Source organism: Pseudomonas helmanticensis (genome assembly GCF_900182985.1).
Taxonomy (GTDB): domain Bacteria; phylum Pseudomonadota; class Gammaproteobacteria; order Pseudomonadales; family Pseudomonadaceae; genus Aquipseudomonas; species Aquipseudomonas helmanticensis.
In genome coordinates this window covers 1,394,704-1,415,698 of sequence record NZ_FXUY01000001.1, presented here as the reverse complement: position 1 = coordinate 1,415,698, position 20,995 = coordinate 1,394,704, and the positions used below count along the sequence as shown (strand labels likewise).

16 protein-coding genes are annotated in these 20,995 nt (G+C 61.2%); 1 reads left to right on the top strand and 15 read right to left on the bottom strand.

Translation table 11 applies throughout. The features are described from left to right. Positions 1-163: 163 nt before the first annotated feature. From QOL84_RS06350 to QOL84_RS06280, 15 genes are all read right to left on the bottom strand, one after another. On the bottom strand, positions 164-820 hold the full coding sequence (locus QOL84_RS06350; protein ID WP_283436609.1) for a glycosyltransferase family 2 protein: 657 nt from the start codon (positions 818-820) through the stop codon (positions 164-166). Then, positions 817-1,416, bottom strand: a complete 600-nt coding sequence (locus QOL84_RS06345; RefSeq protein ID WP_283436608.1) for an SAM-dependent methyltransferase — start codon at positions 1,414-1,416, stop codon at positions 817-819. The genes QOL84_RS06350 and QOL84_RS06345 overlap by 4 nt, the downstream gene beginning before the upstream one ends. Then, positions 1,413-2,171, bottom strand: coding sequence for a PIG-L deacetylase family protein (locus QOL84_RS06340; RefSeq protein WP_283436607.1), 759 nt, complete (start codon positions 2,169-2,171; stop codon positions 1,413-1,415). The genes QOL84_RS06345 and QOL84_RS06340 overlap by 4 nt, the downstream gene beginning before the upstream one ends. Further along, positions 2,168-3,166 carry an acyl-CoA dehydrogenase family protein gene (locus tag QOL84_RS06335; RefSeq protein WP_283436606.1) on the bottom strand — a complete coding sequence of 333 codons (999 nt, stop codon included), beginning with the start codon at positions 3,164-3,166 and terminating at the stop codon, positions 2,168-2,170. The genes QOL84_RS06340 and QOL84_RS06335 overlap by 4 nt, the downstream gene beginning before the upstream one ends. Position 3,167: 1 nt before the next feature. Continuing rightward, a complete protein-coding gene (gene glgX, locus QOL84_RS06330) occupies positions 3,168-5,327 on the bottom strand; it encodes a glycogen debranching protein GlgX (protein WP_283436605.1) in 2,160 nt (719 codons plus the stop codon). Between the two features lie 303 nt (positions 5,328-5,630). Next, positions 5,631-5,948: a DUF2934 domain-containing protein gene (locus tag QOL84_RS06325; protein WP_283436604.1), complete on the bottom strand. Its 318-nt coding sequence runs from the start codon at positions 5,946-5,948 to the stop codon at positions 5,631-5,633. Positions 5,949-5,975: 27 nt separating this feature from the next. After that, a complete protein-coding gene (locus QOL84_RS06320) occupies positions 5,976-8,744 on the bottom strand; it encodes a malto-oligosyltrehalose synthase (RefSeq protein WP_283436603.1) in 2,769 nt (922 codons plus the stop codon). Next, a complete protein-coding gene (gene malQ, locus QOL84_RS06315) occupies positions 8,741-10,819 on the bottom strand; it encodes a 4-alpha-glucanotransferase (protein ID WP_283436602.1) in 2,079 nt (692 codons plus the stop codon). Before malQ ends, QOL84_RS06320 begins: the two co-directional genes overlap by 4 nt. Further along, a complete protein-coding gene (gene treZ, locus QOL84_RS06310) occupies positions 10,816-12,618 on the bottom strand; it encodes a malto-oligosyltrehalose trehalohydrolase (protein WP_283436601.1) in 1,803 nt (600 codons plus the stop codon). The genes malQ and treZ overlap by 4 nt, the downstream gene beginning before the upstream one ends. A gap of 14 nt (positions 12,619-12,632) precedes the next feature. Then, positions 12,633-14,219: a glycogen synthase GlgA gene (glgA, locus tag QOL84_RS06305; RefSeq protein WP_129393503.1), complete on the bottom strand. Its 1,587-nt coding sequence runs from the start codon at positions 14,217-14,219 to the stop codon at positions 12,633-12,635. 636 nt (positions 14,220-14,855) lie between these two features. Beyond that, complete coding sequence (locus QOL84_RS06300) at positions 14,856-15,809, bottom strand: D-2-hydroxyacid dehydrogenase family protein (RefSeq protein ID WP_283436600.1); 954 nt, start codon at positions 15,807-15,809, stop codon at positions 14,856-14,858. 13 nt (positions 15,810-15,822) lie between these two features. Further along, entirely contained in the window at positions 15,823-16,869 is a 1,047-nt protein-coding gene (locus QOL84_RS06295; protein ID WP_283436599.1) for an alpha/beta fold hydrolase, read from the bottom strand. Between the two features lie 86 nt (positions 16,870-16,955). After that, a complete protein-coding gene (locus tag QOL84_RS06290) occupies positions 16,956-17,390 on the bottom strand; it encodes a YqaA family protein (RefSeq protein WP_129393512.1) in 435 nt (144 codons plus the stop codon). After that, on the bottom strand, positions 17,390-17,836 hold the full coding sequence (locus tag QOL84_RS06285) for a DUF411 domain-containing protein (RefSeq protein WP_283436598.1): 447 nt from the start codon (positions 17,834-17,836) through the stop codon (positions 17,390-17,392). The genes QOL84_RS06290 and QOL84_RS06285 overlap by 1 nt, the downstream gene beginning before the upstream one ends. Before the next feature lie 240 nt (positions 17,837-18,076). Beyond that, positions 18,077-20,068 (bottom strand): methyl-accepting chemotaxis protein, encoded by a 1,992-nt coding sequence (locus QOL84_RS06280; RefSeq protein WP_283436597.1) that lies wholly within the window; start codon positions 20,066-20,068, stop codon positions 18,077-18,079. A 383-nt stretch (positions 20,069-20,451) separates the two neighbouring features. Between QOL84_RS06280 and QOL84_RS06275 the strand changes: the two genes are divergently transcribed. Beyond that, positions 20,452-20,979: a hypothetical protein gene (locus QOL84_RS06275; RefSeq protein ID WP_283436596.1), complete on the top strand. Its 528-nt coding sequence runs from the start codon at positions 20,452-20,454 to the stop codon at positions 20,977-20,979. Positions 20,980-20,995: the final 16 nt, after the last annotated feature.

Genomic DNA, 20,995 nt, shown 5'->3' with positions numbered 1-20,995 from the left:
AGGCCCTCAGTCGTGCTCACAACCTAGAAGGCTGTCGCGAACGACCCGTGAAGGCGGGGTAATTGCCATGCGACGCTCCGAACCCTGGATTGCCGCGCAGCAGAGTATTGCTCATGAAGTACAGTTCGTCGCGTCACAGATCAATCTGATCCGGATTTATTTCTCAAAGCTGTGCCAGATTTCGCAAGTAGTCGCCAAATCCGCCACGGGCGCGACTGTCCAGTCGCGCGCTGGTATGCACTCTCGGCCGATGGCTCCAGGCGATGTCGGCGCCGGACAATTCCAGTTGCCGGACCAACTGCACATCCTCATCGCACACCAGCGGCGGAAAGCCTCCGGCCCAACGATAGGCATCGGCGCTGATCCCGAGGTTGGCGCCGTGAATGTGTCGATGGCCATCGCGGGCCTGATAGTGGCTGTGATAACGGATTTGCGCGGCTTCGTTGAATGACTCGTGCCAGCGTTCGACCGTCACCGTGCCACATACTGCGTCCGCGCCCAAGCCCAGCTGTGCCACCAGCCAATCGTCGGCGACGCGGCTGTCGGCATCCGAGCAGGAGATCCAGCGAGCGCCGCGCTCCAGCAGAACCTGCGCCCCGGCGGCACGCGCCTGGCCAACGTTGCGCGCCTCGATGTGCAGGCTCTGCACCGGGTAGCGGCTGACAATCTGCGCCGAGCGATCGGTGCAACTGTCGAGCACCACCAGCACTTCGACGCGCTCACCGGCGAGCAGCCCGTGCCGGCTGGCGCGCATCGCTGCGCTCAGGCAATCGTCGAGCAGGTCCTCCTCGTTGTGCGCCGGAATCAGGATGCCGATCATCGCAAACCCTCCAGTGCCGCCACCGAGCGCGGTTCGCGGCTCCATACCTCAAGAATGAAATCGGCTTCCTGATGCAGCGCCAGTCGCGGCAGCTTTAACTGCTCGTGGATCAGGTCATGGACCTGACGCGCGTTGAGCGGGCAGTTATCGATCGGCGGACGCCAGTGGCAAGCGAGTAATTGTCCGTCTGCGGTCAGGCTCTGACTGATCCGACGGATCACTTCTGTCAGATCCTTGCTGTCGAGGTAGTAGCCGATTTCGCTAAATACGATCAGGTCGAATTTTTCCTCCGGCCAGTCGTCCGGCAAGCGCTTTTGCCGGACTTCGGCGTGATCGAACAGGCTTAATCGAGTGCGCGCCAGACTCACTGCCGCGTTCGCCGTGTCGCAACACAGCAGACGGTCGCAGCGGCCGGCCAGTTCGGCGCTCAATTCGCCATTGGCGCAGCCCGGTTCGAAAATCGCCCGATAGTGCGCACGCGGCAGGGCGGCGAGGGTGATCGCGCGTTTGCGCTGTTCGTACCAGCGCTGGCGAAACGCCCACGGGTCGTCGTTGCCGGCGAACAATCCTTCGAAGTAGCGATCTTCGACGCTCATAAAAACACCACTTCGAACGGTTGCAGCAGCCGATCCAGCACATACGGCGCGAGCACCGGCGCAAGCCCCGCTTCAGCGTCGCCCTCCAACTGGCTGGCGAACGCGTGCACGGCGTGACGCTTGCGCGCGATCTGCTCGGGCGACAGGAGAATCTTGCGTGCCCGCTGCCACGGCACCAAAGCGTCTTCCGGGGTTGCCCAGTGCCAGGTCCACACTGGCAGTTCGTGACAGGTGGCGCCGACACGCCGCGCCGCTTCGGCACTGGCGCGGCCGACGGCTTCATGGTCGCAATGGCCGTCTTCGCTCCAGGTGGTGAAGAGCACATCGGTGGGGCGCAGGTGGCGCTGGATGAAGTCGCGCAACGCTGGTTCTTCGGCGGCGACCTGGGTGTCGGTAAAGCCTGCGCGCAGCCATTTCAAACGATGCATCGGCAGGCCAAGACGGCGCAAGGCTTCGGCGGACTCCTGCGGACGCACCACGCTCAGGCGTGCCACCGGCCAGCGCGCGGAGCCGGGATGGCTGGCACTGCCGTCGGTGACCGAGATCAGTTGCAACGGTCGCCCGGCAGCAGCCAGCAGTTGCAGCAGGCCGCCGCAACCGAGCACTTCGTCGTCCGGGTGCGGCGCGACAATCACCGCGCGTGAGCCGGGCGGTACCAGGCTGAGGATGTCGATGCTGCCGAGCTCGGCCAGATGTTGCGAGCCTTGCCACTGATGCAGCGAGGTTCCCTGGCCGACGATTGGATTGGTTCTCATAGCGTCCATACCTCATCCGGTTGCGCGGCGATCAGTTGACCGAGGGCGGCGAGATCGCGTTCGGCATGGCTTTGCCGCAGAAACACCGGCAGATCGGCGATCAACCGGGCGAAATGCCGGTCTTTGCAAAACGGTCCGGCACCGAGGGCTCGGCCCACTTCGCGCATCACCTGTTCGGCTGATTGCTCGACCGCCGCGCGCGCCCGACGCGCGAGTAATTGCGCGTCGTCTTCGGGATGTGCGTCGATGTGCAGAGCGCTGAAGCGCAGGACGTCTGCGCCAGCCTGCAAAGCCGTGTCGACCGCGCCGAGATGGGCCAGAGCGTGGGCTTCTTCGCGTTGTGCGCAGTGTTGGCGCAGACTCTCGCCAAGCTGCCGCGCGGCGCCGTACCAGCAAGCGGCGATGCCGATGCCGCCTTGCCAGAAACCCGGGCGTTGCAGGTAGTCGCCGGGGTTGCCGATGGCTTGTGCTTCGGCACCTTCGAACAGCACCTCGACGCTGCCGGTCGCGGCCATGCCCACCGCTTGCCAGCCCTGATCGGTGATGGTCACGCCCGGCTGATCGAGGGCGACGGCGACCAGTTGTTGCTGATCATCAGCATCCCATGCAGTCAGCAGGGCATGGCTGAGCACCGCCGCGCCGGAACACCAAGCCTTGCGACCGTGCAACGCGACCATGTGCCCGGCTGGCGAGACCTTGACCCGGGCCTGCGGCGGTTCCGCCGCCCACATGCCCCAAGTGCTGCCGGGCGTCGGCGAACCACCCAGTTGTTCGATGATCGCCAGTGCGTCGGTGTGACCCTCGAAGAGTTTGCACAAGCCCAGATCATGCCCGCCGACATCGGCCAAGTGCTGAAAGCGTTCCAAAGTGCGACCGCTGCCCGGCAATGGCAAGCGGTCATGCCCGGCCTCGACCATCGCCCGCAGGCAACTGCCGAGGGCGGCGGTATTGGCGTAGTCCGGCGGACGACGGGCGAGGTAGCTGTGCAAGTCCATATCAATCTTCTTCTTCGTGTTGCAGTTCGAACAGCAGCAATGAGCGTCCGGTGACGGAATATTCGTGACCGAAATCGAAGCGTTCCTGACCGCGAATAGCTGGTTGATTGGTGTCGATCATGCACGTCCAGAAACCGCCGTCAGGCACTTCCGGCAAGGTGAAATTGACGATGTCGTGGTGGGCGTTGACCACCAGCAGCAGCGTCGCGTCGCCACCTTTGCGGCGAATCCCGGTTTCCTGCGCGCGACCATCGAGCAACATGCCAAGGCAACGATTGTGCGCGTCATGCCAATGCTCGGTGGTCATCTCGGTGGCGTCCGGCGCCAGCCAGGTGACGTCCTTGACGCCGATGTCCTCGTTGTATTCGCCGACGAGGAAGCGCCCGCGCCGCAGGATCGGATAGGCCAGACGCAACTTGATCAGGCGTTTGACGAATTTCAGCAGCGCCTTGCCGTCCTCGCTCAGGTCCCAGCTGACCCAGCCGATCTCGCTGTCCTGACAGTAGGCGTTGTTGTTGCCGTCCTGGGTGCGGGCGAATTCATCGCCGGCAACGATCATCGGCGTGCCTTGGGCGAGCAGCAGGGTGGCGAAGAAATTGCGCATCTGCCGGTGGCGCAGGGCATTGATTTCCGGGTCGTCGGTCGGGCCTTCGACACCGTGGTTCCATGACAGATTGTTGTTGCTGCCGTCCTGATTGTTCTCGTCGTTGGCTTCGTTGTGCTTGTCGTTGTACGAGACCAGGTCGTTGAGGGTAAAACCGTCGTGGGCGGTGATGAAGTTCACGGATGAGTACGGCCGCCGTCCGCGCTGATTGAACATCTCACCGGAAGCGGTCATGCGGCTGGCGAAATCAGCGACCTGGCCGTCGTCGCCTTTCCAGAAGGCACGTACGGTGTCGCGGAATTTGTCGTTCCACTCGACCCAGCCCGGCGGAAAGTTGCCCACCTGATAACCGCCGGGGCCGCAGTCCCACGGCTCGGCGATCATCTTCACCTGACGCAGCACCGGGTCCTGACGGCAGGCCACGAGGAAGCTGTGACGCTCGTCGAAACCATCGTGATAGCGGCCAAGAATGGTCGCGAGGTCGAAGCGGAAACCGTCGACGTGCATCTCGCTCGCCCAGTAACGCAGCGAGTCAGTGACCATTTGCAGCACGCACGGGTGGCTCAGGTCCAGCGTGTTGCCGGTGCCGGAATCGTTGATGTAGAAGCGCTTGTCGTCAGGCATCAAGCGGTAGTACGAGGCGTTGTCGATGCCGCGCATCGACAGGGTCGGGCCTTGCTCGTTGCCCTCGGCGGTGTGGTTGTAGACCACGTCGAGAATCACTTCGAGGTTGGCTTCGTGCAGGTGCGCGACCATCTCCTTGAACTCGGCGATCTTGCCGCTGGCGAGGTAACGCGGGTCGGGGGCGAAGAACGCAATGCTGTTGTAGCCCCAGTAATTGGTCATGCCTTTGTGCAGCAGATGCTGGTCATTGACGAAAGCATGAATCGGCAGTAATTCGACGGTCGACACGCCGAGTTTGCGGATGTGTTCGAGCACGTCATCGACCATCAACCCGGCAAAGGTGCCGCGCACATTCTCCGGCACGGACGGGTGACGCATGCTGATGCCGCGTACGTGGGTTTCATAAATGATGGTCTTGTCCCACGGCACGCTGACCCGATGGTCGTTGCCCCAGGTGTGCGCCGGGTCGATGACCTTGCACTTGGGCACGAAAGGCGCGCTGTCGCGTTCATCGAAACTGAGGTCGGCGTCGGGATGGCCGATGGTGTAGCCAAACAAAGCTTCCGACCATTTCAGTTCGCCGACCAGTTGCTTGGCATACGGGTCGATGAGCAATTTGTTGTGGTTGAAACGATGACCGTTGGCCGGGTCGTACGCGCCGTAGACGCGGTAGCCGTAGATCAGCCCCGGATGCGCATCGGGCAGGTAGCCGTGGTAGATCTCGTCGGTGTATTCCGGCAGCTCGATACGTTCGAGTTCGACCTCGCCGGCGTCGTCGAAGATGCACAGTTCGACCTTGGTGGCATTGGCGGAGAACAGGGCAAAATTCACCCCCAGCCCATCCCAGGTCGCACCGAGCGGGAAGGGCAGGCCTTCACGAATTCTCGACGGCTCGACGTGCGCGGTGGGCTCGGCTTTCTTTGGACGGGTCATGATTGCTCCTGCAAAAAAACGGGGATGGTTCAGTTGACGCTGATCCCCTGTGGCAGCGGGCTTTTGTGGCGAGGGGATTTATCCCCGTTCGGCTGCGTAGCAGTCGCAAAATCATTGCACTCGGCGCATCTGATGTACCGCATGTGCAGCATTTGGGGCTGCTTCGCAACCCAACGGGGATAAATCCCCTCGCCACAAAATGCCCAGGTCCATAGGGGAATTGTGGGTTTCTTCAGGGCGAGTTGGCCCTCAGTGGCGAGCAAACCCGCCACACAGTCGTTTAGTTCAAATATCCGGGAAGCGTCAGATCGCCGAAGGCTTTCGCGGCGCTTTAGGCTTTTTCTCGGCAGGTTTTTCGCCCGGGGGAAGAACTTTGGCGGCGGTCGCCGGTTTGGCCTTGGCAGCCGCTTTGGGCTTGTCAGCAGCGCTCTTGCCGTCAGCAGCGGTCTTGCCCGCAGTTTTGCTGCCAGCGGCTTTTGGCGGCTTCTTCGGTGCCAGCGCTTCAGCTTCGGCCAGTTTGCGCGCCATCTCCCAGTGGCGCTCTTCGTGGCCTTCAGGTTTCCCTTCGGATTCCCAGATCTGATAGGCGAATTCGCGGATGCGTTTATCGTCGGTGCTCATCGCAATGCTCCTGAACTGAACTCGTGCTTACGTTAAGTGTTGGATAAAGAGATTGACCGGGACATCCCCCAGCGCGTCGCTGATATTCAGCTCCCTGTTTTTTGTGACTGCGCTGCTTGAAAAAAGTCCCTTCAGGTTTGTGTCAGAGGCGGCGAACGGTAAAACCACCCGTGTATCGCCCCAGCGCAGCGCATCGACCTGAGGTACAGCACCGTTTTCCAGCAACGTTGCGCAACGGATCGGTACGATCACGATGGCGTATTTCCCCTCGTGTTCACGGGCAAACGCGAGCACGTTGTGCGCCTGGCGGCCCAGCACCTCCAGGGCCTGGTACGTGCCACGCCGAAACAACCCGGCATGTTCGGCGCGCAGGTTCAGCACCTCGGCGATCAAGGCTTGCTTGATGCGCCCGTCACGCCAGTTCGTCAGTAACTCCACAGTCGCCAGTGGCTCCTGCAGGGACTGCGCGCGAGCGGCGTAATCTACCGGCCGGCGATTGTCCGGATCGACCAGGCTGAAATCCCAGAACTCGTTGCCCTGATACAGATCCGGAACGCCCGGCACCGTCATGCGCAGCAAGGTTTGCGCCAAACCGTTGAGGGCGCCGGCAGCGGCGATGCTGTTGGCGGTCTTGGCCAGTGCGGCGCGCAGCAGTTCGCCGTCATCACCGGTGAGCAGTTGCTCGGTAAACGCCTGGGTCGCATTTTCATAGGCTTCGTTCGGCGCGCTCCAACTGCTTTGCAGCTTCGCCTCACGCAGGGCTTTCTGTTGCCACTGCCAGATACGCTTGGCGTAGTCGGCGAAACCCTGTTGATCGTCATCCCGCAAATCCAGCGGCCAACTGCCGAGCAAGGCTTGATAGAGAATCAGCTCATCGCCGGCCGACGGTACTTGATCATCGACGCGAACCGGGCGGGCGAGGGCGCGCCACAGTTCGACCTGCTCGGCGTACCAATGGCTGCGCTCACTGAGCACGGCCAGACGCGCGCGGGTGTCTTCGCCGCGTTTGTGATCGTGCGTCGCGGTGGCCAGCAGGTTGTCGGCAAACTCGCTCAGGCGACGCTGATTGACCGCATGGAAATCGCTGACCGGCGCGCTGAATTGTTCCGTGTTGTAGCCGACATCGTTGCGCGACAGCAGCACTGCCGAGCGATACAACGCGGTGTCTTCGACGGCTTTGGCCGCTGCCGGTGAGGTGAGTTGCTGAAAGCGCACGCAGGCATGCTTGAGGATCTTGCGTGAGCGCCCGCGCGGTTTGCGCCGCCACGGCGTGCCACCGAGCCAGGTCGCCACGCAGTCGAGCACTGGCCAGTCGGCTTCGCTGAGGGTTTGCCGGGCACCGTCCATGGCCTGCTGGAAAAACACCTCGTCCTCGGCGGAACGACCCATGGCACTGATGTAGGTGCGATAAACCGGGAAGTGCACGATCAACGCCTGTAGCACTCGGCGGATCGCGCCAAGCGTCAGGTCGCGGGTCATCAGGTCGTCGCGCGCCACTTGCAGCAAGGCCTGGGCGACGCTTTCGCAATCGCTGGCGAGCGAACCGTTGAGAATCTGCTGACGCGCCAGTTGCGCTTCTTCGATAAACGCTGCCGGGCGTTCGGTGCGCCGCTGCCACAGATCACCGAGAACGTATTCACCATCGGGATCGTGTTGCAACAGCGACAGCTGATTCATGAACTCGTAACCGGTGGTGCCGTCCACCGCCCAGTCGCGGTGCAGGGTTTCGCCGGCTCCGAGGATCTTTTCCACGTAGATCGGCAAGTGCCGGCCCGGTGCCAACAGATCGACACGACGACGCAATTTGCGGCAGTAACCACGCGGGTCGGCGAGGCCGTCGATGTGGTCGATGCGCAAACCGTCAACCAGGCCTTCGGCGATCAGCTGGAAGATCTTGCCGTGGGTGGCTTCGAACACGGCGGGGCGTTCGACGCGCAGGCCGCCGAGTTCGTTGATGTCGAAAAAACGCCGCCAGTTGATGTCATCCGCCGCCGTGCGCCAACTGGCGAGGCGATAGCTTTGCCGTTCGAGCAATTGATGCAACTGCTGGAAGCCTTCGGCCGTGGTCGAGTCGTAACGCTCAAGGTTGCGCTGAATGGCGGCGAGGATCTGTGGGTCGCGCGCCAGTTGCCGCAACTCGTCCTTCAGCGGGATCGCCAGCGCATGCGCATCGGTCTGGTAACTCAGCGTGCTGAAGCGATCCGCGAGAGGTTTTAGCGCTTCTATGGATTTCAGCAATTCGCCGTAATCGTTCGGGCAAATCGGGAAATGATGGTCGTAATGCTCGACATGAAAGCGGCCTTTGTCTGCATCGAAATGCAGCTTCAGCGTGCCTTCTTGCAACGCCACGCCGTAATCGCTGCCAAGGAATGGCAGCAACAACTGGCCCTCCATCAACGGGTCGGGCGAGTGCCATTGAATATCGAAGAATTCACCGTAGGGGCTTAGTCTTCCCCATTCCAGCAGGTCCAGCCACCACGGGTTATCGCTACCACCGACGGCCATGTGGTTAGAGACGATGTCGAGGATCAGCCCCATGTTGTGTTCGCGCAGGGTGCTGACCAATCGCCGCAGTGCCAGCTCGCCGCCGAGTTCCGGGTTGACCTGGGTCGGGTCGACCACGTCGTAGCCATGCATCGAACCGGACCGCGCCGCGAGTAGCGGCGAGGCGTAGATATGGCTGATACCAAGACTGGCGAAATACGGCACCAGTGGCACCGCTTGTTCGAGGGTGAAACCTTGATGAAATTGCAGGCGCAACGTCGCGCGCAGGGGCTGTATGAGCGTTTGATTCATTGGTCACGCTCGGCAGCCTGGAGGCGTGCGCACGCCAGCAACTCAAGCCGCCGCGCTGCATCGGCACCGTCGAGCAAGGCTTCACTGGTGCCGGGCAGGCGCCGCGACCAGTTCGGGTGCGTGTCGACGGTGCCGGGCAGGTTCGCCTGTTCGTTGATACCCAGCGCATCTTCCAGCGGCAGCAGCACCAGTGGCGCGCGGGTATGGCCGAGGAAACGCACCGCAGCGTCGACCACTTGATCGGCTTCGTGGGATTCCTCGCGAAAGTTTTGCGGGTCCTGGCTCAAGGCACTGCGCAGGCCTTCGCGCTCACGCTGGCGATGATGACGCCATTCGATTTCGCCGTTGGCATCGACAAAACCCAGTCGGGCGTTCCAGTCGATGTCGCGGCCATGCCACCAGCCATTGATTGTCGGCAGGTCGTGGGTGCTGGTGGTTGCGAGGGCGTTGTCCGGCCAGTCGAGGATGGGTTTGAAGTGGCAGTTGTCCTGTTCGAACAACAGCACGCGCATGCCGAGCATCGAGCGGGCGATGAGTTTCTCGCGCAGGCCATCGGGCACGGTGCCGAGGTCTTCACCGAGGACGATCGCTTGATGGCGATGGGATTCGAGGGTCAGCAGCCGCAGCAGGTCATCGACCGGGTAATACAGATAGGCGCCGTCGGCGGGCAGCGCGCCGTTGGGAATCACCCACAGGCGTTGCAGGCCCATCACGTGGTCGATGCGCAGACCGCCCGCGTGGGCGAAATTGGCCCGGAGCATGTCGATGAAAGCGCGGAAACCATTGCGGATCAGACCCTCAGGGGAAAACGCGGAAATCCCCCAGCCCTGACCGGAACGGTTGAGGATATCCGGCGGAGCACCGACGGTGAGCGAGGCGAGCAACTCATCCTGAAAACTCCAGGCCTGACTGCCGGCGCCATCGGCCCCGACCGCCAGATCCGCGATCAGGCCAATGCCCATGCCAGCGCTGCGGGCGGCGGTTTGCGCACGCTCCAGGCAGCGATGGATCAGCCATTGGCAAAAGGCAAAGTAGCCGATGCGTTCGGCGTATTCTTCGGCGAAGGCTTCCAGCGCGGCGCCGCGCGGGTCATGCCAGTGCGCCGGCCATTGGCGCCAGTCGAGGCTCTCACCCCGGGCGGCGCGCATTTCCTGGATCGCTTCGAAGCGGCAGTGGTTTTCCAGGGCTTCGCCACCGCTATGACGGAAACTGGCAAAGTCCGGGTGCAATGGGTGATCGCCGGCAATAAAGCCTTCATACAAGGCGTGCAGAAGTTGCTGTTTGGCCTCGGCAGCGGTGGGCCAGTCGATCAGTTTCAAATCTTCCAGTTGCGCGAATGTTTCGGCCAGACCGCTGGCGTCGATGGCATCGCGCAGGGCTCGCTCGCCGAGAATGGCCCCCGGGGCGGCGTAAAGTGAGTTGAGGAACAGGCGGCTGGACGGCGAGTAAGGGCTGTAACGGCCGGTGTCGGCGCTGAACATCGCATGCAGCGGGCTGATCGCCAACGCTTCGGCGCCGCGCTCACCGGCAACGCGGACGAGTTCTTCCAGCGCCTGAGTGTCACCGAAGCCGCCGTCGCCGGGGCGGCGCAACGAATACAGTTGCACGCTCAGGCCCCAGGCGCGCGGGATCGGATTGTCGACCGCATCACCGACGCTGAAGCAGCGTTCCGGGGCCACGGCCAGCGTGAAATATTGATCGGCAATGTGCACTTGCTGATATCCGACCGGGATCAGGCCGGGCAAGACCGCTTCGCTGTCAAGTTTGAGGTTCAGCCGTGAACCGTCTTCGAGGTGGATTTCACAAGGTGTTTGCGGTGCGAAGTAACGCGCCAGATCAAGGCCGACGCCGACATCGCTGGTGAGCAGCGGCGGTAGATGGCGGTCTTGCTGCACGGCTTGCAGTTCGAGCAGGCTGGCGTCGATTTCCTGCGCCGTGCTGGCGGGGTGGCCCAATCCGATGAGGACGTTGCGCAGTACCGCCGGGGCGACTTTTTGCGGGCGACCATTGGCGTCGATCCAGTCGACGGCAAGGCCGGCTCGGCTGGCGAGAATTTCCAGTTGCGCATCGCTCATAGGCGCTCTCCATCCAGAGGTTGCAAAGGGGTTGCGGCCGTGAGGCTGACAAGCGCGCAATACGCCGGCAGTTGGCCCGGCTCCGACAGCGCCGCAACGGGCGGCTGTTGAAACAGCCACACGGCGTCGGTCTGTGGAGGGTTGACCACTGGCGTGTCGCTGAGGTTCAGGTCAATTCGCAGCTCGCTGCCGTCGCCCAGGCGCCAGCGCGCACTGACCGCGCCATAACCGAGCATATGCGCGCCGAGCGCTTGCGTACCGGACAGATGCGCAATGATGTATTGATGGCGAAATTGCAGGAGCTTTTGGTACAGCGCGAAGGTTTCCTGCTGTTTTGCGCTGCCAGTGCCGATCAACCTTGGCTGCGAGGCGTGGAAGGTTTGTTCGGCATTCGGGTCGGGAATCTGCTCGCGCTTGTGCGGATCGGTGAAGGCGCTGAACGCGGCGAATTCACTGCGTCGCCCCTCGCGCACCCGTTCGGCCAGTTCACCGTGGTGACTGGTGAAAAACAGGAACGGTTGCTCGGCGGCAAATTCATCGCCCATGAACATCAGCGGAATCATCGGCGACAGCAGCAACAGCACTGTCGCGGCCTGCACTGCGCGTGGGTCGGCCAATTGATGCAGGCGCTCGCCGAACGCGCGGTTGCCGATCTGATCGTGGTTTTGCAGGAACAGCACGAACGCCGTCGACGGCAGGTGCTCGCTCGGCTCGCCGCGCGGTTCGCCGTGGCGGGTGATATGACCCTGGAATACAAAACCCTGGCTCAGGCAGCGCACCAGTTGTTCGGTCGGTTGCGCGGCGTAGTCGGCGTAATAGGCGTCGGTTTCGCCGGTGAGCAAGACGTGCAGGGCGTTATGGCCGTCGTCGTTCCACTGCGCGTCGTAATCGTATTCGAGCAGGCTCGACTGGTTGAGTTCGTTTTCCACGGTCAGCCACACATGCCGGCTCGGGTCGATCTGCGCGCGGATGCGCTGGGCCATCTCCGTGAGGAAATCCGGGTCTTCGATGGCATGCACGGCATCCAGGCGCAGTCCGTCGAAGCGGTATTCGAGCAACCACATCAGGGCGTTTTCGATAAAGAATTCGCGCACTTCGGTGCGGCGAAAATCGATCGCTGCGCCCCACGGCGTATGTTTATCCTCGCGAAAAAAGCCTTTGGCGTATCGGTGCAGGTAATTGCCGTCAGGGCCGAAGTGGTTGTAAACCACATCGAGAATGACCGCCAAGCCGTGGCCGTGAGCGCTGTCGATCAGGTGTTTGAGTTGTTCCGGGGTGCCGTAGGAGGCTTGCGGTGCGTAGGGCAAGACACCGTCGTAACCCCAGTTGCGTTCGCCGGGGAACTGCGCCAGCGGCATCAGTTCGATGGCGGTGATGCCAAGCCCCGCGAGGCGCGCCAGATGTTGTTCGACTTCGGCAAAACCGCCGAGCGCACCAACGTGCAATTCGTAGATCACCGCTTCGCTCCACGGCCGACCGTGCCAGGCACTGTGTCGCCATGCGTAGGCCAGCGGATCGACCACCACGCTATGGCGGTCGAGGTCGCCGTCCTGCGCTCTGGAGGCCGGGTCGGGCACCTCCAGTTCGCCGTCGATGTTGTAGCGATAACGCGTACCCGCCGGACAGCGGGTCTTGATCACGAACCAGCCGTCTGCCTGCGGCAGCATCGGCAGCGACTGGCCATTGTCCAGCTCGACACTGACGTAAAACGCATCCGGCGCCCACAGCGCAAATTGCGTGTGTTCGGCGTCCAGCATGATCGCGCCGTGGGGCCAGTTTTCAGTAGACCGTAACGGCATCGTTGACCTCCCTGTTACTTGTGAATCGCTTTGCCCAAGGCCTTGGCCACCAGTTGTTCGTAGAGTTCGGCGTACGGTTCAACCGCTTTGCACCAGTTGAACGGCGCCGCCATCGCGCGGCAACGCATGGCATTGAGCAGCTCTGGAAAGGCGAAAACCTTGAACGCACGGCTCAGGGCTTCTTGGTAACTTTCAGCGGTGGATTCGTCGAAAAGGAACCCGGTGACACCGTTTTCAATGGTGTCGGCCAGCCCGCCGGTATTGCGCGCCACCGGCAACGAGCCGAAGCGCTGGGCGTACATCTGGCTCAGGCCGCAAGGTTCATAACGCGATGGCATCAGCAGGAAATCGCTGCCGGCGAACATGCGTCGGGCGTCGGTTTCATTGAAGCCGATGCGCACACCGATCTGCCCGGGAAAGCGCAGTGCCAGTTCACGCATGGCCTGTTCTTCCTCCGGCTCGCCGCGACCGATGATCGCGATCTGGCCGCCGTTTTGTACGATGTACTCGGAAACGGCCTGGGTCAGGTCGAGGCCTTTCTGATAGACCAAGCGTGACACCACAGCGAACAACGGGCCTTCGGAGTCATTCAGTTCAAACAGGTCGCGGACGTGGGCGGCGTTGACGGCTTTGCCTTCCCAGTCACCAATGGCGAACGGTGCGAACAGGTGTGGATCGGTGGCCGCGTCCCAGCTCTCATCGATGCCGTTGGGAATACCGCTGAGCAAGCCTTGCTGGGTCTTGGCGGCCAGAAAACCGTCGAGGCCACAGCCGAAATCCGGGGTGGTGATTTCCTGAGCATAAGTCGCGCTGACGGTGGTGATGTGGCTCGAATAGGCCATGCCGGCCTTGAGGAACGACATCTTGCCGTAGAACTCCATCCCTTCCTGTTGCAGGGCATGCGCGGGAATACCCAGCTCAGGGCAAGAGCCGAGGCTGGTCACGCCTTGATAGGCAAGGTTGTGAATAGTGAACAGTGTTGGCGTGCGCTGCCCTCGCCAGTGCATATATGCCGGGGCCAGGCCGGCCGGCCAGTCATGGGCGTGCACCAGATCCGGGCACCAGTGGATTTGCGCAAGGTTGGCGGCAATGTCGGCAGCGGCCAGACCGAGGCGGGCGAAACGAATGTGGTTGTCCGGCCAGTCGCGACCGTTGTTGGCGCCGTAGGGCGAACCTTCACGCTCGTAGAGTTCAGGGCAGATCAGCACGTAAATCACCAGGCCGTCCGGCATGTCCATGCGACCGATCTGGCACGGTGGCAGCGCAGCATGGCCGCCGAGTTCGCCGATGATGTGGATCGGGTTCTCGCTGTGCATCACTTGCGGGTAACCGGGAATCAGCACGCGCACGTCATGCAGGTGCGCCATGGCGCGGGGCAGGGCGGCGGACACGTCACCCAGACCGCCGGTCTTGACCAGATCGGCGATTTCCGAGGTCACGAACAACACTTTCTTCTTGTTGGGATTCTGACTCGCAACCGGAGTCAGCGTCTTGGTGCCGGGGACGTTGATCTGTCGGCTGCCGGGAACGCTGACGGTGCTCGCTTCGCCAACTGACTGTTGAGCACGCTCTCCCTGAATATCCAATGCCGCACTGATCATATGAATCTCCCGTGTTATTGATCTGATTCTTCTCATTCCCTGTAGGAGCTACCGAAGGCTGCGATCTTTGGCTTTTGCAAGGATCAAAAGATCGCAGCCTGCGGCAGCTCCTACATACCGCGAGCGCAATCACGCCCGGCATCGGTGAGCAAACGCTACCCAACACGCGCAAGCAGAATGGGTGATCGGGCCGTTGCAAGGATTGCACCAGTCGCTTTGGCCCTGCCTTTCAGATGACCTGCCGCTTCGTGCAAAAGTTTCGAGTTTTTTTCCGCAATATGACCGGCAGGTCGAACCCCGAAAAAACCAGTCTAGGCCAGATCCTAGAGCGGGCCAGAGCAAATGGGTAAATTGTTCGACAATCGGTTTGCCGTTAACGACAACCGTGCTCGGGAGGGGCAAACGCACCGACGAAGTGCAGGTTTTTTTAGCGGGAGGGGCCAAAACGGTGACTGGGCGGTCACGATTTTGTGCTAGCGAGAAGTGCGGGTGCACTGTTGTGGTGCGAACAGTTTGTTGATCAGGTGACCCCTGTAGGAGCTGCCGAAGGCTGCGATCTTTTGATCTTGATCTTAAAAACAACATCAAAAGATCGCAGCCTTCGGCAGCTCCTACACAGGTGCGGTGTCAGGCAAATTAATTCAACAGGCGAATTGGCTTGTCCGTCGCCCAGGCTTGAATATCCTCGATCATTTGCGAAAAGAACTGTTGATAGTTCTGTCGGCTGACATACCCCACGTGCGGTGTCGCCAGTACGTTATCCAGTGTGCGAAAAGGGTGCAGCGCTGGTAGCGGCTCTTCAGCGAAAACATCCAGCGCCGCGCCGGCGATCTGCCGCTTCTGCAACGCCTTGATCAGCGCCGGTTCATCGACAATCGGCCCGCGCGCCGTGTTCACCAGCAATGCTGTGGCTTTCATCGAGGCCAGTGCCTGTGCATCGACCAGCCCGCGACTGCGCTCGCTGAGCACCAGATGCACCGAAAGCACATCAGCCTGCTCGAACAGTTGCTGCTTGCTGACATAGGTCACGCCAACCTGCTGCGCGCGTTCGGCGGTGAGGTTTTCGCTCCAGGCAATCACGCGCATGCCAAACACTTGGCCGAACTGCGCGACACGCTGGCCAATACTGCCCAAACCGAGAATGGCCAGAGTCTTGCCATGCAGGTCGCCGCCCAGCCCTTGTTGCCATTGCCCGGCGCGCAGAGCGTTGGCTTCAGCAAGCAGATTGCGCGTGGCCGCCATGATCAGCGCCCAGGTCAGTTCCGGCGCCGCATGCTTGTAACTGTCGGTGCCGCAGACCTGGATGCCGAGTTTTGCTGCCGCCGGCAGATCCAGTGCAGCATTGCGCATGCCACCGGTCACCAGCAGTTTCAGATTAGGCAAACGCGCCAACAGATCGGCATCGAAGCGCGTGCGTTCGCGCATCACACAGATGACCTGATATTTGCCCAGGCGCGCGGCCAGGGTGGCGTTGTCCGCCGGGTAGTCATGCTCGAACGTCACTTCACCGATGCTGTCGAGTAGCGACCAGTCGACAACGTCGCGGGCCACGTCCTGCCAGTCATCGATTACTGCAATCTGCACCGCCATCAGCCTTACCTCATCAACGAACGGGATTGGTTGTGTTCAGCCAGCCGAGCAGCGCCTTGTGGAACTGCGCCGGTTCTTCCATTTGTGGCGCGTGGCCCATGCCGGGAAACTCTACCAGCGTCGACTGCGGGATCAGCTTGGCCACTTGTTTGCCGAGCACCTCGTAGTGACCGATTCTGGCTTTCACCTCAGGTGGCGCGAGGTCCTTGCCGATGGCCGTGGTGTCGGAGGTGCCGATCAGCAACAGCGTCGGCATCTTCAGGTCCTTGAACTCGTAGTACACCGGCTGGGTGAAAATCATGTCGTAGATCAGCGCCGAGTTCCACGCGACCTGGATCTTGCCCGGCCCCTTGCTGAGGCCGGCGAGCATGTCGACCCAGCGATCGAATTCGGGCTTCCAGCGACCATCGTAATAGGTGCTGCGCTCGTAATCACGGATGCCTTGAGCGCTGACTTTCAACTCGCGCTGATACCACTGATCGACGGTGCGATAAGGCACGCCGAGGGCTTTCCAGTCTTCCAGGCCAATCGGGTTGACCAGCGCCAGTTGCTCGACCTGCTCGGGAAACAGCAACGCATAACGGGTGGCGAGCATGCCGCCGGTGGAATGGCCGAGCAGGGTAGCCTTCTGAATACCCAGCGCCTTGAGCAATTGCTGGGTGTTGGTCGCCAGTTGCTGAAAGCTGTATTGATAATTGTCTGGTTTGCTGGAGGTGCAGAAACCGATTTGGTCCGGGGCAATCACCCGAAAACCGGCTTCACTCAAAGCCTTGATCGAACTGTCCCAGGTCGCCGCGCAAAAATTCTTGCCGTGCAGCAGCACCACGGTGCGACCGTTGGCCTTACCGTGGGCAGCGACATCCATGTAACCCATCTGCAACGATTTGCCCTGGGACTGGAAGGCGAAGTGTTTCAGCGTGTAGGGGTATTCAAAGCCTTGCAGCTCTGGCCCGTAAGCCGGGCCTTCGGCAGACGTTGCCTCAGTGGCAGCATGGGCAAACAGCGGCAGCGCGGCACTGAGCAACAGACCGGGCAGCCAGCGGAAACGCGTGACGGACATAAGGGCAAACTCCATTGAAATCGGCCGATCCTGGAACGGTGGGATTAGGGCGACGTTAAACACAGGCAATCAGCACGTCTGATCGTTCAACCGAGCCAGCCGAGGGTCAGCATTGCGACCACGGCATAACGCGCGCCTTTGGCGAGGCTGACGATCAACAGGAACCGCCCGAGCGGCTCGCGCATCACCCCGGCGATCAATGTCAGCGGGTCGCCGATCACCGGCAGCCAACTGAGCAGCAATGACCAATGGCCGTAGCGTTCATAGTGTTTGCGCGCCCGCGCCATGTGCCTGGGGCTGACCGGAAACCAGCGCCGCTGCTGAAACCGTTCGATGCCCCGCCCCAGCCACCAGTTGACCAGCGAGCCGAGCACGTTGCCCAGCGTCGCCACGGCAAGCAGCCCCCACAGCCAATATCGCTCACTGGCAAGCAAGCCGACCAGCACCGCCTCGGACTGCAACGGCAACAACGTCGCCGCGCCGAATGCGGCAAAGAACAGCCCGGTATAGGCAGCTGCCATCAGTGCGCCGGATAGTCCGCCACCACCACGTCAGCGCCGTTCTTCTTTAAGCCGATCACTTGATAGGCATCGCTTATGCCGTCCATTTCCATCCCAGGCGAGCCCATCGGCATGCCTGGTGCGGCGACACCGAGCAGGTCGTCGCGCTTGCTCAGGGCCAGCACTTGATCAGCCGGCACGTGGCCTTCGACGAATTTGCCGTTGATGAGTGCGGTGTGACACGACGCCAGGCGCGGTGGCACGCCGTGTTGTTGCTTGAAGCTGCTCATGTCGCTTTCGACGTGGTCTTCGACTTTGAAACCGTTGGCTTCGAGATGGCTGATCCATTTTTTGCAGCAACCGCAATTGGCGTCGCGATGCACTTCGATCGGGATCAGGTCGGCCGCCTGGGCCAGGGAAGAGAGAAACAGGGCGCTCAGGGCGACCAGACGCAGGTGGTTTCGCATGATGAGATCTCGACTCGGATGGCGGTCAAAAAAGAACGCATTTTGACCGGTTTTTCCTGCCTGGCATCAACGGAGTGTTTCCAGTTGCTACAAGACAAACCGGCACGATCATCGTAGATCAAAAACCTGCGACCCCCTGTAGGAGCTGCCGCAGGCTGCGATCTTTTGACTTTGTCTATCCAGATCAAGATCAAAAGACCGCAGCCCGCGGCAGCTCCTGCAGAGGTGTCATTGTGGTGATTAGCGGACCTTGAAGCGGCCCATGATCGCGCTCACGCGGCTGTTGGCTTCCAGCAGTTGCCGGGTGTTAAGTTCGCTGGCCTGGCCGCTCTGCACCAGTTCGTCGACCATGTGGCGGATCTGCACCATGCTGCGGTTGATCTCTTCGGTCACCGCGCTTTGCTGTTCGGCGGCGGTGGCGATCTGCGTGCTGAGGCTGTTGATGTGGCTGACCGAACCGGCCATTTCATCCAGACCCGAGTTGACCCGCGCGGTGGCATCCGCTGCCGACTGGCAACTGGCCTGGGTGTTTTCCATGGCGCTGACCGAAGAACTGACGCCTTGGGTCAGACGGGTCAACATCTCGTTGATTTCCGACGTGCTGGCCTGGGTGCGGGCGGCGAGGGCGCGCACCTCGTCGGCCACCACCGCAAAGCCACGACCCTGCTCACCGGCACGCGCCGCTTCAATCGCCGCGTTGAGTGCCAGCAGGTTGGTCTGGCCGGCAATCGCGCCGATCACCCCGAGAATCTCGGTGATGCGCTGGGCGTCTTGCTGCATGTTTTCAACCTTGTGTGTAGCGCTGGCGACCTCATCGATCAGCGCGACCACGCTGCTGGTCGCTTCACCGACCACCACGCGTGAACGGTCGGCGTTTTCGTTGGCGCGCTGGGTGAAGGCAGCGGTCTCGGCGGCGTTTTGTGCAACGCTTTCCGCCGTCGAACTCATTTCGGTGATAGCGGTGACGGTCTGATCGGTTTCCGAGGCGTGACGCAACAGGATCTGGCTGGTGTGCGCCGAGGTGCGTTGCAGGTTGTCGAGGCCCGACGCCATGGCGCCGGTGGCCTGGGTGACTTCGCCAATCATGCTTTGCAGGTAAGCGATAAACGTGTTGACCGAATGGCCGATCGCGCCCAGTTCATCCTCGGCGCGAATGGTGATCCGTCGCGTCAGGTCGGCGTCGCCGCTGGACAGCGAATCGATGTTGGCTTTCAAGGCTTTCAGGCGCGAAACCAACTGGCGGATCGCATAGACCTGCAACAGCACGAGCAGGATCACCAGCGGAATCTGCAGCAGGCTCAGGGTGCTGAGTACATCGTCACGCTGCGCGGTGAGCATTTTGGTCGGCAGGGCCGTGGCGAGGAACCACGGCGTGCCCTCGATCGGACGCATGAAGAAGGTGCTGGCTTCGCCGTTGTTGTCGAACTCGACGCGCTGCGCCTGATCGCGGTTTTGCAGGCCGGCCTTGACCTGGCTGGCGAAAGTCGAGGCGCCGGCCAGTTCGCTGATGTTCTTCAGCACGATCGGGCCGCTGATGCGCGAGCTGTTGCTGATGATCTTGCCGTCCGCTTCGACGATCAGCATTTGCGCGTTGAGGTCTTTCTCCTTGCTTGCGACCAGGTCATTGAAGAAGCCGAGGGTGACGTCGATGGTCGACACGCCGTAAGCGGCTCCATTCTTCTGAATGGCCATCGCGCAGTTGGTACGTGGCTCGGCGCTGGCGTCGTCTTTATAGGCTGCGGCCCAGGCGCACTGGCCGCGCGGCGTCGCCATGCCGCCCTTGTACCAGCTCTGGTCGTAATAGTTGGGTGCCGCGTCGCTGTTCCAGAAGGTGTTCACCGCCAATTTGCCCGAAGCATCGCGGTGCCAGAAGGTGCTGAACTTGTTGCGCCCGGCTTCACGCTGCCCCGGCAACGGCCAGATGCCGCCGCCAAAAACCTTCAGCTCGCCGTATTGATCCACCAACCCCGGCAACACAGTGTCGATCGCGGCACTGTCGAGCAGCGGGATGGTCTGGGTGATGCTGCGTTGCTGCGCCTGGACTTTGTAAAGTTCGCCCTGAATCTGCTCGGCGACTTCAGCGATGCGGTTGAGCACCACCTGTTCTTCGGTGTGGCGCAACTTGGGCGCGACCAGTTGGCTGATGCCAACCACCGTGAGCACCGACAACAGCAGGATAAACAGAACCAGAAACAGCGTGTAGCGAGCCTGAATGGTACGGAATGCGGGCATGGGGATCCGGTCCTTGAACTGCGATTCTTGTTAGAGGGGTGGGAGTGAAACAGTGCGGGTATCTCAGCGTATCGTCGCGCTGGCAAGAAGCTTGAGGTACTGGCGTACTAAAAAGATTGCCGCCGATGACTGGTCAGTATCGGGTTGGATACATTCAAGCGGACTTACCTGCTTGTCAGCGTGAAGCGCTGGTTGTTTACCGACAGTCGCAGGCGCTTTAACCCAAGGTTTGTGGGGCTATGGGTTATTTGTATCGAGAATGTACAAGAATTGTAAAAAAGTGCAGAAACAGGTTGGTGCCATCAGTTCGCCCCGCTGATACTCGCGTCCATTACTGCGTTCAACACGGACATTTTTATGGTCATTTTTCAGGGAGTCTTCTCATGACGATCGGTATTGTCGGCGGCTGGCAGGCCAAGGCAGGGGTTCTGGTACGCGACACCGGCGCCAAAAAACAAGTATCCCAGAGCGTCAAGGTGCAGCAGATGCTCACCATGGTCGGCAGCAATCCTATGGCGTTGAATACTGCCGAAATGGATAAGCAGGGTTTGCGACGGGCAATCAAGGGTTTCGATCCGGCGAATGTGTCGGTAAAACAATTGGGCAACCTGAGCGAAACGTTGCGTAGCCGCGGGCTGATCTCCGAGATTACTTCCTTTACGCTGAAGAACGCCGGCGACAAGTTCGATCGTTTTGGCGTGACGAAAGATATTGATGCGAAATTCAACGCGCTGGAGTACTTCGCGACCCAACTCGATGCCATCCAGAGCAACGGCCTCAATGGCAACGCTTACGGCAAGAGCCTGATCCCCGAGTTTAAAAAAGCGATTTACGTCCTGCAGAACCTGAAAACCTACGGTGAAGGCAACATGCCGAAACCTGTCGACAGCGGCGTCAAAGCCAAAGCGTAAAGACCACGGAACAAGG